This window comes from Saccharopolyspora antibiotica (assembly GCF_047200635.1).
GTDB lineage: Bacteria > Actinomycetota > Actinomycetes > Mycobacteriales > Pseudonocardiaceae > Saccharopolyspora_C.
This window is the reverse complement of record NZ_JBJZOI010000007.1, coordinates 46,489-59,027: the sequence shown is the minus strand read 5'-3', so window position 1 is coordinate 59,027 and position 12,539 is coordinate 46,489. Positions and strand designations below refer to the sequence as shown.

Below are 12,539 nucleotides of genomic sequence, written 5' to 3'. Positions count from 1 at the left end.
TCACGCCGGGACGGGCTCCGGGGCGGGCGCGAGGGTGCCGCGGCGCAGCCACAGGCCGACGGCCAGCAGCGCGCCGACCACCCCAGCGACCAGGAACGCGGTCGGCGGGCCCGCGGACTCCACGATCCGGCCGCTCACCGACTGCCCGAGCGCGGCGCCCAGCGTCACGGCCGTGACCACCCAGCCGAACGCCTCCGTCTCGGTCCCGGCGGGGGCGGCCCGCTCCAAGGCGACCGAGTGCGCCGTGGACTGCGGGGTGATCAGGCAGCCGGCCAGCAGCAGCGCCGAGCACAGCCCCCACAGCGATCCCGGGACCGCCAGCAGCGCCACGAGCCCGGCGAAGCCGAGCAGCAGCGCGGGCAGGCGCAGGTGCATCGGGCGCGGCCAGGGGCGCATCCCGTAGAGCACGCCGAACACCACCGAGGTCACCGACAGGGCGCTCAGCAGCAGGCCGCCCGCGTTCGGCGCCCCGGCGCGCACGGCCGAGGCGGGGACGCCGACCTCGACGAACCCGACGAGCACGCCGAAGCCGAGCGCGGCCAGCGCCACCGTGCGCATCCCCGGCGCCCGGAAGGCGCCGAGCAGGTCGCCGTTCGCCGTCGCGCCCGCGGGCCGCAGCCCGCGCGCGGCGGGGGTGGCGGCGAAGCCGAGGCTGCCGACGATCATGCACGCGGCCCCGGCGACGACGCCCGCGCCCGGCCAGGGAAGTGCGACCAGCAGCCCGGCGAGCCCGGGACCGAGGATGAAGAAGACCTCCATGCTGATCGCCTCGTAGGAGTAGGCGGCGTCGCGCACCGGCCCGGACGGCACCAGCCGGGCCCACAGCGCGCGGGAGGCGGGAGCCACGGTCGGCTGGCTGGCGCCGAGGGCGAACCCGAGCACCGTGAGCACCAGGACCGGCGCGCCCGCCTCGATGGCCGCGATCTCGGCTGCGACCAGCACCGCGAGGGCACCCGACATGACCACCATCGGGCGGGTCGGTCCGATCCGGTCGATCACCCGGCTCTGCACCACCGACCCGCAGGCCACCCCCACCAGCTCCGCCGCCGAGACGAGCCCGGCGATGGCGAAGCTGCCGGTCTCCTTCTGCACGTAGAGCAGCAGGGCCAGGCCGATCATGGCGATCGGCAGCCTGCCGAGCAGCGAGGTCAGGACGGGGGCCGCGGCCCCGGGGGCGCGCAGCGCGGCGCGGTAGTCGGCGAGGGTGATCGAGTGGGACACGCGTACCAGTATCCGTCTTCTGGTACGGCAGTACCAGTCATTTGGGTGGTCGCGTCCGCCACCCGGGAAGCGACCGGGCGAGCGCGGGAAGGCGGGGCCGGAGCCGATGGACGGCCCGAACATGCGAAAGAGCTGGGGCGTCGCCCCCGACGCGACGCTCCAGCCCTTTCGCTCGCGCGGCTCGTCCCCCGACCAACCACGCTTTCCAGAACCTCCGGGTCGGCCCCGAACCCGTTCCGGAGGTCGTTCTCCGCGCACCGCGGAAGGAGGAGTTCCCTGCCCTCCTACTGGTAAGACGTCGCGAACTCGGTGCGGGTTGCATCGAAGTCGCGGAATTCGCCCTCCCGGCCGCCGTGCTCCGTGGCACTAGTATGCCCCGCGGCGACCTCCCGGAAACCGGGTACAACGTCCCCCACTCAGATGGTCACCCGACGTGTCCGGCGCGGGAGCTTGATCCGGCCGCCGCGCGCGCACTCGGCGCGAGCGGGGTCGTGCGGGCGCGCGAAAACGCGCGTCGGCCGACGGGTCCGAAGGAAGCGGACCCGCCAGCCGACGCGCGTGGTCGAGGCGACCGGCCGGAGCCGGCCGGAGCTCAGCGGGCGCGGCGCGCCAAGCGCTCGGGGTCGAGGATCAGCACGCTCTTGCCCTCGAGGCGCAGCCAGCCCCGGTGCGCGAAGTCGGCCAGGGCCTTGTTCACGGTCTCCCGCGAGGCGCCGACGTACTGCGCGATCTCTTCCTGCGTGAGGTCGTGGGTGACCCGCAGCAGGCCCGCCTCCTGGCTGCCGAAGCGCTGCGCGAGCTGCAGCAGCGCCTTGGCCACGCGGCCGGGCACGTCGGTGAAGATCAGGTCCGCGAGCATTCCGTTGGTCCGGCGCAGCCTGCGCGCGACGACCCGCAGCAGCTGCTCCGCGATCTCCGGCCGGTTGCCGATCCACTGCCGGAGCGCGCCGCGGTCCATCGTCAGCGCGCGCACCTCGGTCACCGTGGTGGCCGTCGAGGTGCGGGGGCCCGGGTCGAAGATGGACAGCTCGCCGAACATGTCCGACGGACCCATGATCGCGAGCAGGTTCTCGCGGCCGTCCGGGGACTTGCGCCCGAGCTTCACCTTGCCGGACTGGATGATGTAAAGCCGGTCACCGGGCTCGCCCTCGGCGAAGATGACGTGTCCGCGCGGGAACTCAGACGGTTCCAGCGATTGGGTCAATGCCTCCGCAGCGGCCGGCTCCACACCCTGGAAGATGCCGGCCCTGGACAGGGTCTCGTCCACCTCGTCCCTCCATGTTGAGACGCGGCGGCTCGTTCCGAGCGGTGCCCGCGTCGCGGTCACCGGACTGTGCCGCCGATCACTACCAGTGTGAGTCTAAGACCGGTCGCGGGAACGGCGAGTTCGCAGCTTACCGGCGCGCCCCACCCTGCGGAGCTGGAACAGCTCCAGCGCACGTCCGATTCCCTGCCGGAACAGCGCCCGGACCTCATCGGGCCGAGCGTTCTCCAGCAGCTCTTCAACCTCGTTCTCCTGTACCGCGACGTGCCGCAGGCGTGCCTCCACGCGCTCCATGAAGAGCGTGAAGAACATGATCACTAGCGGCACGACGATAACGAACCAGGCAGTCATGATGGTTGAATCCTCGCTCATGCCTTCGAGACGGCAGCAACCGGGGGTCGGTTGCCCCGTCGACGGGGTCGGGTCCGGGGGTCGCGCCGGTCCGTAGTCTGGTGGAGTGCCCGAGCCAGACCACGACCCGGCTCAGCCTGGTCGATCATCCTCACATCGACCCCCGGCGGGGCGGACGGCGGGCTCCCGCTCGGCCACCGCCACCGCGCCCGAGCACCGCTCGGCGGCTTCGTCACCCGCGCGGAAGGCCCGGCGCAAGCGCAGCGCGGCCCAGGCCGGGACCGAGACCCGCACCGGGCTGGTTCGCCGGGCGCGGCGCATGGTCCGCGCCCTCGCGGAGGGGTACCCGGACGCGCACTGCGAGCTCGACTTCGAGACCCCGCTGCAACTGGCCGTGGCCACCATCCTGTCCGCGCAGTGCACCGACAAGCGGGTCAACCAGGTCACGCCGGCCCTGTTCGCCCGCTACCCGGAGGCCGCCGACTACGCGGGCGCGGACCGGACCGAGCTGGAGGAGCTGATCCGCTCCACCGGCTTCTACCGGAACAAGGCGAACTCGCTGATGGGCCTGGGCGCCGCCCTGGTCGCCGAGCACGGCGGGCAGGTGCCGGACCGGCTGGAGGACCTGGTCAAGCTGCCCGGGATCGGGCGCAAGACCGCCAACGTCATCCTCGGCAACGCGTTCGACGTTCCCGGCATCACCGTGGACACGCACTTCGGGCGGCTGGTGCGCCGCTGGGGCTGGACCTCCGAGGAGGATCCGGTCAAGGTCGAGCACGTGATCGGTGAGCTGATCCCCCGCGAGCAGTGGACGATGCTCTCGCACTACGTGATCTTCCACGGCCGCCGCGTCTGCCACGCGCGCAAGCCCGCGTGCGGTGCGTGCCTGCTGGCGAAGGACTGCCCCGCGTTCGGAGCGGGACCGGAGGAGCCGGTCGCGGCGGCGAAGCTGGTCCGCGGCCCGGAGGCGCCCCGGTTGCTGGAGCTGGCCGGGATCGCCGGGGAGCTCGACGAGGCGACGATCGAGCGGGCCGCGGCGAAGGAGCCGGACGCGTGAGCGTGCGCGAGTTCCGCCGCGAGATCCAGTGGACCCTCGTGGTGCTCGTGCTGGCCGTGCTGGCCGCGGTCGCGCTGTGGCCCGGCGGTTCCGGCGACATCGGTTCGCGGGCTGCCCCGCCCGGACCGGAGCGTGCGGCGCCGCCGGTGGACCCGGCGCTGCGCACCGGGTTGGAACCCTGTCCGAGCCCGTCGCCGGGCGGCCCCGAGCGGCTGGCCGGGGTGACCGGCACCTGCCTGGCCGACGGCGCTCCGGCCGACGTGGGCGCGGCGCTGGCCGGTCGGCCGGCGCTGATCAACGTGTGGGCCACCTGGTGCGCGCCCTGCCGCACCGAGCTGCCCGCGCTGCAGGACTACGCGCACCGCCCGGGGGCGATCCCGGTGCTGGGTGTGCAGGTGCGCAGCGACGAGGCGGACGGCCTGGAGCTGCTCCGCTCCCTCGGCGTCCGGTTCCCGAACGTGCACGATCCGGAGGGCGCGGTGCGGCAGGCGCTGCGGGTGCCGAACGCGCTCCCGGCGAGCTTCGTGGTCACCGCCGAGGGCGAGATCCGGCGGATCGACCCGCCGGAGGTCTTCGAGTCCGGGGACGCGGTCGACGCCGCCGTCCGCCGCACCTTGGGAGGACGCTCGTGACGGATCTGCCGGTCAGCCCGGCGGACGCCCCGGAGTGGCTGCGCCCCCTGGTGCGCCGCAGCGCCGAGGTCGACCAAGGCCACTTCGGCTGGCCCCGCCTGCGCGCGCCGCGCTCCGCCCGCCCGGCCGCGGTGCTGGTGCTGTTCGCCGACGGGCCGGACGTGCTGCTGCTGCGCCGCGCCGACGGGCTCAGCTCGCACCCCGGCCAGGTCGCCTTCCCCGGTGGAGGCATCGACGACACCGACGAGGGCCCGGTGGCGGCCGCGCTGCGCGAGGCGCGGGAGGAGGTCGGCGTGCTGCCCGAGGGCGTGCGGCCGCTGGGCACGCTGCCGGAGCTGCACGTCGCGCACAGCGGGTTCCGGGTGACTCCGGTGCTGGCGCACTGGTCGCGGCCGTGCCCGGTGGCCCCGGTGGACCTCGGGGAGACTCGGGCGGTGGCCCGGGTGCCGCTGTCCCGGCTGGTGGATCCGGCGAACCGGATCCGGGTGCGGTTGCGCAGCGGGCGGCCCGGCCCCGCCTTCCTCGTGCCGGGGATGCTGGTCTGGGGTTTCACCGGCGCGTTGCTGTCCGGCGTGCTCGACCTCGGCGGTTGGGGCGCGGGCTGGAACGACGTCGACGTGCTGGACCTGGAGGAGGCCTGGCGCGCCGCGGAGGCGGCCGCCGAGGTCGGCTTCGACGACTGATCGGGCCGGACCGCGCGGGGTCGCGGTGCGGAGGAGGGGTGTTCGGTGAACTGGGTCGATCTGCTCGTGGTGGCGCTGGCCCTGCTGGCGGCCGTGTCCGGCGCGCGCAACGGCCTGGTCACGGCGCTGTTCTCGTTCCTCGGCGTGTTCGTCGGCGCGATCGTGGGCCTGCGGGTGGCGCCGCTGCTGCTGGAGCGGCTGGACAGCCAGCCCGCCCGGATCGGGTTCGGCGTGGGCATCGTCGTGCTGCTGGTGGCCTTCGGCGAGACCTTCGGCATGTGGGCCGGCAGGGAGCTGCGGGACCGGATCACCTCGCCGAAGCTGACCGGCGTCGACAACGTGCTGGGCGCGGTGCTCCAGTGCATCGCCGTGTTCGTGGTGGCCTGGCTGGTGGCGCTGCCGTTCACCTCGGCCTCGGCGATGCCCGGGCTGGCCTCGGCGATCACCCGGTCGAAGGTGCTCACCCAGGTGGACGCGGTGATGCCCTCCGCGGTGAAGGCGCTGCCCGACGAGCTGCGGCGGATGCTCGGGGTGAGCGGCTTCCCGGACGCGCTGGAGCCGTTCTCGCGCACCCCGGTCGCCGCCATCGACCCGCCGGACCAGAGCCTCGTCGGTGGCGACGTGGTGCGCAACGCGCAGACCAGCGTCGTGAAGGTGCGCGGCCGGGCGTCCTCCTGCGCGCGCGCCCTGGAGGGGACCGGCTTCGTGGTGGCCCCGAACCGCGTGATGACGAACGCGCACGTGGTCGCCGGGACCGACCGGGTCGCGATCGAGGTGGGGCGCGGCGAGTTCGCAGCCGACGTGGTCATGTTCGACCCCGAGACGGACCTCGCGGTGCTGGCGGTGCCGGACCTGGACGCGGACGCGATGCCGCTGGACCGCGCCGAGGTGCCGCCCGGCGGCAGCGTGATCGCGCTGGGCTACCCGCTGGACGGCCCGTACACGGCCTCGCCCGGGCGGCTGCGGCAGCGGATCCACCTGCGCGGACCGGACATCTACGAGGAGAACACCGTGGTCCGCGACGTCTACACGGTGCGCGGGAAGGTGCAGAGCGGGAACTCCGGCGGACCACTGATCGATCCCGAGGGCGACGTGGTGGGCGTGGTGTTCGGCGCCGCCGTCGACGATCCGGAGACCGGCTTCGCGCTCACCGCCGACGAGGTCGCCGACGAGGTCGCGGAGTCCTCGTCCCTCACCGAGCCCGTCCCCACCGGCGACTGCACCGGCGGTTGACCCGGCGGTCCGCGCGGCGACACCGGTCGCCGGACCGCGCGCCCCGCGAGCTCGGCCGGTGGACTCCGAGCTCGCCCCCGAACGACGACGCGCACCCGCCGGAGATCGGCGGGTGCGCGTCGGTGTCGCGGCCGCGGACTAGCCCTCCAGGGCCTCGGCCTCGTCCTGGTTCCGCTTGCGGGCCAGCTGCTTGGTGTCCTTGAGCGTCGCGATGGTGCGCTGCGGTGCCCGGATCTTGCGCACCCGCCGGTAGCCGAGCAGCGCGAACAGGCCGGCGACCAGCAGCATCAGCAGGAACACGATCCCGAACGACGCCCACCGCCAGATGCCGAGCGCGTGGATGCCCTCGGCCAGGGTGAAGAACAGGAAGAACGTGCTGAACCCGAGCACGGCCAGCGCGAGGACGAAGTAGACGCTGCCCCGGACGCCCTTCTTCACCTCGCCCGCGATCTCGGACTTCGCGAGCTCGATCTCCGCGCGGACCAGCGTCGACAGGTGCGCGGTCGCATCGCGCACGAGGGAGCCGATGGACTGCTCGCCGCCCGCGCCGGTGCCCTCTTCGGACAACGGGAGGGACGTGACGGCCGACCAGGCTGCGCCGTCGCTGTCGTGCTGGGTGTTCTTGGCGCTGTTCACGCCCGACATCGTGCCACGCCGCCTCAGCGGTGACCGACTGAGACTCCCGTGGCGTTATCCGCGGGTGATCTCCCGCGGTCGATCAGCTCTCCGCGCGGGCCGCGCGCCTGCCGCGGCGCAGCAGCATCGCCGAGGCGATCAGCGAGGCCAACGCGGAGGCGAGGAGCACGGCCGTCTTGGCGCGCTCGGCGGCGTCCCCGCTCAGCGAGAGCTCGGCGATGAGCAGGCTGACGGTGAACCCGACCCCGCCGAGCATCGCGAGCGCGGACAGGTCCCGCCAGGTCACCCCGGTGGGACGCGCCCCGAGGCCGAGCCGGACCGCGAGGTAGGAGATGCCGAGGATTCCGACGAACTTGCCGACGAACAACCCGGCCATCACCGCCACCGAGACCCGGTCCTGGAACACCCCGCCCAGCGCTTCCCCGCTCAGCGGGACACCCGCCGCGAAGAACGCGAACACGGGCACGATCAGCCCGGCCGACCAGGGTTGCAGGCGGTGCTCCAGCCGCATCGAGGGCGAGGCGGTCTCCTCGGGGTCGGTCCGCACCCGGGTCAGCAGCCCGAGCGCGACCCCGGCGATGGTGGCGTGCACGCCGCTGCTGTGCACCGCGACCCACACCGCCACCGCCAGCGGGACGTAGAGGAAGGGCGTGGTGATCCGCTTGCGCTGCGCGAACCAGTAGGCGCCGCACAACGCGGCGGCCACGAGCAGCGCGAGCAGGCTCAGCCCGTCGGTGAACAGCACGGCGATCACCACGATGGCGCCGAGGTCGTCCACGACGGCGAGGCTGAGCAGGAACACCCTGGCCGCGGCGGGCATCCCGGAGCCGGTCAGCGACAGCACGCCCAGCGCGAAGGCGATGTCGGTGGCGACCGGGATCGCCCAGGCCTGCCCGATGCCGGGGGCGCCGTGCCCGATCGCGAGCGCGAGGAGCGCGGGCACCACCATGCCGCCGAGCGCGGCCAGCACCGGGAGGGTCGCGGTCCGGCGATCGGCGAGCTCGCCGACGACGAGCTCCCGCTTGAGCTCCAGCCCGGCCACGAAGAAGAAGATCGCCAGCAGCCCGTCCTTGACCCACTCCCCGACGGTGAGGTCCAGGTGCAGCGCGGACGGCCCGAAGGAGAGCTCCCGCACGCCGATGTAGAGCCAGCTCGCGGGGGAGTTCGCCGCGATCAGGGCGAGCGCGGTGGCGGCCAGCAGGATCAACCCGCCGATGGTCTCGGTCCGCAGGTATTCGGCGAAGTTGAAGGACTTAGCGCGGGCGTTCCGCCGAGCGTTCGGGTCGTAGGTCATCGGGAAGCCTCCCCGGCCGTTGGGCACACTGGCACCTCGCCGACCAGACTTCCCGGCACACCTGGCGGAACCCTAGCAGTCCGAACAGGACCGCAGCGTGGTGTCGAAGATCTCCCCGGAGCGGGCGCGACCGGGCCCGACCCCCTCGGGGGCCGGGCCCGGAACGAGGTCGGTCACTCGTCGGAGGACTTGTTCAGCCCCTTCGAGATCAGGTCCATCACCGAGGAGTCCGCGAGCGTCGAGACGTCGCCGACCTCCCGGTTCTCCGCCACGTCCCGCAGCAAGCGCCGCATGATCTTGCCGGAGCGGGTCTTCGGCAGCTCCTGCACGACCATGATCTGCCGCGGTTTCGCGATCGGGCCGATCTCGTGCGAGACGTGGTCGCGCAGCACCTTGAGCGCCGCCTCCCCACCCGCCTCATCGGCCGCGCTGCCGCGCAGGATCACGAACGCGACGATGCCCTGCCCGGTGGTGGGGTCGCTCGCGCCGACCACCGCGGCCTCGGCCACGGTCGGATGCGAGACCAGGGCCGATTCGACCTCGGTGGTGGAGATGCGGTGCCCGGAGACGTTCATGACGTCGTCCACCCGGCCCAGCAGCCAGATGTCGCCGTCGTCGTCGTACTTCGCGCCGTCCCCGGCGAAGTAGTAGCCGAGGTCGGCGAACTTCGACCAGTAGGTGTCCTTGAACCGCTGGTCGTCGCCCCAGATGCCGCGCAGCATCGCCGGCCACGGCTGGTCGAGCACCAGCAGCCCACCGCCGCCTGGGCCGACGTCCTCCCCGGTCTCGTCGACGATCTTCGCCGAGATGCCGGGCACCGGGACCTGCGCCGAGCCCGGCTTGGTCGAGGTGACCCCGGGCAGCGGCGAGATCATGATCGCCCCGGTCTCGGTCTGCCACCAGGTGTCGACGATCGGCGCGGTGCCGCCGCCGATGGTGTCCCGGTACCAGACCCACGCCTCGGGGTTGATCGGCTCACCGACCGAGCCGAGCAGCCGCAACGAGGAGAGGTCGTAGCGGGCGGGGATCTCCGCGCCCCACTTCATGAAGGTGCGGATCGTGGTCGGCGCCGTGTAGTAGAGCGTGACGCCGTACTTCTGCACGATCTCCCAGTGCCTGCCCTCGTGCGGGCTGTTCGGGGTGCCCTCGTAGATCACCTGCGTGGCGCCGTTCGCCAGCGGCCCGTAGACGATGTAGGTGTGCCCGGTGACCCAGCCGATGTCGGCGGTGCACCAGTACACGTCCGACTCGGGCTTGAGGTCGAACACGTTCCGGTGCGTGTAGGCGGCCTGGGTGAGGTAGCCGCCGGAGGTGTGCAGGATCCCCTTCGGGCTCCCGGTGGTCCCCGAGGTGTAGAGGATGAACAGCGGGTGCTCGGAGTCGAAGAACTCCGGGGTGTGCTGGTCGGACTGCGGGGTCACGACGTCGTGCCACCACCGGTCCCGCTCGTTCCAGTCGACCTCGGTCTCGGTGCGCTTGACCACGAGCACGTGCTCCACGCTCGGCGTCGCCCGCACCGCCTCGTCCACGTTGGCCTTGAGCGGGGCGGCCTTGCCGCGGCGGTACTGGCCGTCGCAGGTGATGACGACCTTCGCCTCAGCGTCGTTGATCCGCGCCCGCAGCGCTTCCGCGGAGAAGCCGCCGAACACGACGCTGTGCAGGGCGCCGAGGCGCGCGCAGGCCAGCATCGAGAACACGGCCTCCGGCAGCATCGGCAGGTAGATCGCGACCCGGTCGCCCGCGCCGACGCCCAGCGAGGCCAGGGCGTTGGCGGTGCGGCTGACCTCCCGCTGCAGCTCGGCGTAGGTGATGGCGCGGCTGTCGCCGGGCTCGCCCTCCCAGTGGATCGCGACCCGGTCGCCCAGGCCGGCGTCCACGTGCCGGTCCGCGCAGTTGTGCGCCACGTTGAGCCGGCCACCGACGAACCACTTGGCGAAGGGCGCTCCGGACCAGTCGAGCACCTGGTCCCACTTGGAATCCCAGTGCAGGTGATCGGCCTGCTCGGCCCAGAATCCCTCCCGGTCGGCGGCAGCCCTGTCGTACATCTCCGACGTGGCGTTGGCCGCGGCGGCGAACTCCGCCGTCGGCGGGAAGGTCCTGCTCTCGGAGAGCAGGTTGTCCAAGGTCTTGCTCGGCCCGTCGGGCTGGCTCATTGCGGGGAACCTCCCTGCTGGGTATCGCCTGATGTCATCTAGACCGTAATGCGACGCGGCTCACTCCGACAGGGCTCGCGCGTCGGGCGCGGCCGTTTCCGGGCTCCGGGCCGGTGGAGGGGCCGTGCCACCTGCGGAGCAGGCTGCGGCCCCGCGCGTTGCAATCGTGTTGCCCACACCCGGACGAGTGGACGGCTCCGTTCGGGCGGTCGGCCTGCTCCGAGTGCGCACGCCGGCGCGGGGCGGCCCCGGCGGTCCGCGCGCGACCGCCGGGTAGCGTCCAGCGGCGTGAGTGCCCAAGAGTCGTTGCTCCCGCTGCTGGAGCTGCCCGGGGTCACCGACGCGGTCGCGTCCGCGCGGGCGGCCATCGACGAGATCCACCGGCACCCGGCGAACCGCCGGGGCTGGCCCGCGACGAGCGCGGAGGCCTCGGTGCGTGCCGCGCGGGCCTCGGCCGCGGTCGCCGGGGGCGCCGCCGAGATCCCGGAGAGCGGCGAGGTCACCGATCCGCTGCTGGCGGGTGCGCTGCGGGTCGCCGAGGCGCTGGGGCCGCTGCTGCCGACCTGGCAGCGCGCCCCGCTGCAGGCGCTGGCCCGGCTGCACGTGCTGGCCGCCGCCGACCTGCCCGGCGACCCGGACCGCCTGGGCAGGCCGCGCGCCGACGAGGCGGTCGCGCCCCGGCTGGACCTGCTCGCCCAGATCATCGCCGACGTGGGCGGCCGCGCCCAGGGCCGCGTGCCCGGCCCGGTGCAGGCGGCCGTGGTGCACGGCGAGCTGCTCGCGCTCGCCCCGTTCGGCGAGGTCGACGGGATCGTGGCCCGCGCCGCCGCGCGGCTCAGCGTGATCGGCAGCGGGCTGGACCCGAAGGGGCTCGTCGTCCCGGAGGTCGCGTACTTCCGGCGGCAGGCCGACTACGAGGCCGCCGCGGCGGCGTTCGCCACCGGCGAACCGGACGGCGTGGCGCGCTGGATCGCGCACTGCTGCTCCGCCCTCGAGGCCGGAGCCCGCGAAGCGAAGTCCATCGCCGACGCGGTCGAGGCCTGACCCCCGACCGCCCCGAGAGCGCCGAGCAGGAGCGACAGTGCCGAAGAAGATCGTGATCGACTGCGACCCGGGCATCGACGACGCGCTGGCCATCGCCCTCGCGCACGGCAACCCGGACCTCGACGTCGTCGGGCTCACCACCGTGGCGGGCAACGTCGGGCTGGCGCACACCACGAACAACGCGCGGTGCCTGAGCGCGTTCTACGGGATGGACGCGCCGGTCGCGGCGGGTGCCGACCGGCCGCTGGTGCGCGAGCCGGTGGTCGCCGAGCAGGTGCACGGGGGCAACGGCCTCGGCGGGGTGCGGCTGCCGGCGGCGACGAGCACCGCCTCCGCCGGATACGCGGCGGACTTCCTCGTCGACGCGCTCGCGGCCGCCCCGGGGCAGATCGGGCTGGTGGCCGTCGGGCCGCTGACGAACATCGCGCTCGCCGTCCGCAAGGAACCGCGGATCGTCGAGTGGGCCCGCGAGCTCGTGATCATGGGCGGCTCCTACACCCGGGGCAACCGCACCCCGGCCGCCGAGTTCAACGTCCTCGCCGACCCCGAGGCCGCCGCCATCGTGTTCGGCGCCGGCTGGCGTCCCGTGATGATCGGCCTCGACCTCACCGCGCAGGCCAGGGCCGTCGCCGCCGTGCGCGAGCGGTGGCGCGGGCTGGGACGGCTCGAAGCCGAGCTGATCTCGCCGATCCTCGACTTCTACGGCAGTCACCCGCACTACCGGGACGAGGGACCCGCGGTGCACGACGCCTGCGCGGTCGCCTACGCGATCGACCCCGGCCTGTTCCGCGCGGTGCCCGCTCGGGTCGACGTCGAGCTCCACGGCCGGTTCACCACCGGGATGACGGTCACCGACTTCGACGCTCCCGCCCAGCGGTGCAACGCCGAGGTCGCCACGGTGCTGGACACCGACCGCTTCTGGGACCTGCTCCAGGCCGCCTTCAGCCACGTCGCCACCCGGATGTCCTGAG

Annotated in this window: 12 protein-coding genes; 6 read left to right on the top strand and 6 right to left on the bottom strand. The window is 73.5% G+C overall.

Features of this window, described 5'->3' with window-relative positions:
• From ACL03H_RS07025 to ACL03H_RS07015, 3 genes are all read right to left on the bottom strand, one after another.
• Complete coding sequence (locus ACL03H_RS07025) at nucleotides 1–1,221, bottom strand: MFS transporter (RefSeq protein WP_412810286.1); 1,221 nt, start codon at nucleotides 1,219–1,221, stop codon at nucleotides 1–3.
• Nucleotides 1,222–1,813: 592 nt separating this feature from the next.
• The gene (locus ACL03H_RS07020) at nucleotides 1,814–2,488 is read right to left on the bottom strand and encodes a Crp/Fnr family transcriptional regulator (RefSeq protein WP_412810285.1); all 675 of its coding nucleotides are present in this window, start codon (nucleotides 2,486–2,488) and stop codon (nucleotides 1,814–1,816) included.
• Nucleotides 2,489–2,581: 93 nt separating this feature from the next.
• A complete protein-coding gene (locus ACL03H_RS07015; protein WP_412810284.1) occupies nucleotides 2,582–2,836 on the bottom strand; it encodes a hypothetical protein in 255 nt (84 codons plus the stop codon).
• A gap of 319 nt (nucleotides 2,837–3,155) precedes the next feature.
• On the opposite strand from ACL03H_RS07015, the gene nth reads away from it, so the two are divergent.
• The 4 genes from nth to ACL03H_RS06995 are packed head-to-tail and all read left to right on the top strand — an operon-like array spanning nucleotide 3,156 to nucleotide 6,441.
• Nucleotides 3,156–3,893, top strand: coding sequence for an endonuclease III (gene nth, locus ACL03H_RS07010; protein ID WP_412810444.1), 738 nt, complete (start codon nucleotides 3,156–3,158; stop codon nucleotides 3,891–3,893).
• The gene (locus tag ACL03H_RS07005; RefSeq protein ID WP_412810283.1) at nucleotides 3,890–4,525 is read left to right on the top strand and encodes a TlpA family protein disulfide reductase; all 636 of its coding nucleotides are present in this window, start codon (nucleotides 3,890–3,892) and stop codon (nucleotides 4,523–4,525) included. The genes nth and ACL03H_RS07005 overlap by 4 nt, the downstream gene beginning before the upstream one ends.
• Nucleotides 4,522–5,208, top strand: a complete 687-nt coding sequence (locus ACL03H_RS07000) for an NUDIX hydrolase (RefSeq protein ID WP_412810282.1) — start codon at nucleotides 4,522–4,524, stop codon at nucleotides 5,206–5,208. Before ACL03H_RS07005 ends, ACL03H_RS07000 begins: the two co-directional genes overlap by 4 nt.
• A 45-nt stretch (nucleotides 5,209–5,253) precedes the next feature.
• Entirely contained in the window at nucleotides 5,254–6,441 is a 1,188-nt protein-coding gene (locus ACL03H_RS06995; RefSeq protein WP_412810281.1) for a MarP family serine protease, read from the top strand.
• A 138-nt stretch (nucleotides 6,442–6,579) separates the two neighbouring features.
• Here ACL03H_RS06995 and ACL03H_RS06990 read toward each other — a convergent pair whose 3' ends face one another.
• The 3 genes from ACL03H_RS06990 to acs all read right to left on the bottom strand — a co-directional run bounded on the left by ACL03H_RS06990 (nucleotide 6,580) and on the right by acs (nucleotide 10,524).
• Nucleotides 6,580–7,086: a phage holin family protein gene (locus tag ACL03H_RS06990; protein WP_412810280.1), complete on the bottom strand. Its 507-nt coding sequence runs from the start codon at nucleotides 7,084–7,086 to the stop codon at nucleotides 6,580–6,582.
• A 73-nt stretch (nucleotides 7,087–7,159) separates the two neighbouring features.
• Nucleotides 7,160–8,371, bottom strand: a complete 1,212-nt coding sequence (gene nhaA, locus ACL03H_RS06985) for a Na+/H+ antiporter NhaA (protein WP_412810279.1) — start codon at nucleotides 8,369–8,371, stop codon at nucleotides 7,160–7,162.
• A 173-nt stretch (nucleotides 8,372–8,544) separates the two neighbouring features.
• A complete protein-coding gene (gene acs, locus ACL03H_RS06980) occupies nucleotides 8,545–10,524 on the bottom strand; it encodes an acetate--CoA ligase (protein WP_412810278.1) in 1,980 nt (659 codons plus the stop codon).
• A 288-nt stretch (nucleotides 10,525–10,812) separates the two neighbouring features.
• Here acs and ACL03H_RS06975 point away from each other — a divergent pair, with 288 nt between their 5' ends.
• A complete protein-coding gene (locus ACL03H_RS06975) occupies nucleotides 10,813–11,568 on the top strand; it encodes a Fic family protein (protein WP_412810277.1) in 756 nt (251 codons plus the stop codon).
• Between the two features lie 37 nt (nucleotides 11,569–11,605).
• A complete protein-coding gene (locus ACL03H_RS06970) occupies nucleotides 11,606–12,538 on the top strand; it encodes a nucleoside hydrolase (RefSeq protein ID WP_412810276.1) in 933 nt (310 codons plus the stop codon).
• The last annotated feature ends 1 nt before the right edge of the window (nucleotide 12,539 follow it).

Coding starts and splice junctions, on each gene's coding strand:
- ACL03H_RS07015 (WP_412810284.1), bottom strand. CDS start 2,836: ATGACTGCCTGGTTCGTTATCGTCGTGCCGCTAGTGATCATGTTCTTC.
- nth (WP_412810444.1), top strand. CDS start 3,156: ATGGTCCGCGCCCTCGCGGAGGGGTACCCGGACGCGCACTGCGAGCTC.
- ACL03H_RS06990 (WP_412810280.1), bottom strand. CDS start 7,086: ATGTCGGGCGTGAACAGCGCCAAGAACACCCAGCACGACAGCGACGGC.
- nhaA (WP_412810279.1), bottom strand. CDS start 8,371: ATGACCTACGACCCGAACGCTCGGCGGAACGCCCGCGCTAAGTCCTTC.
- acs (WP_412810278.1), bottom strand. CDS start 10,524: ATGAGCCAGCCCGACGGGCCGAGCAAGACCTTGGACAACCTGCTCTCC.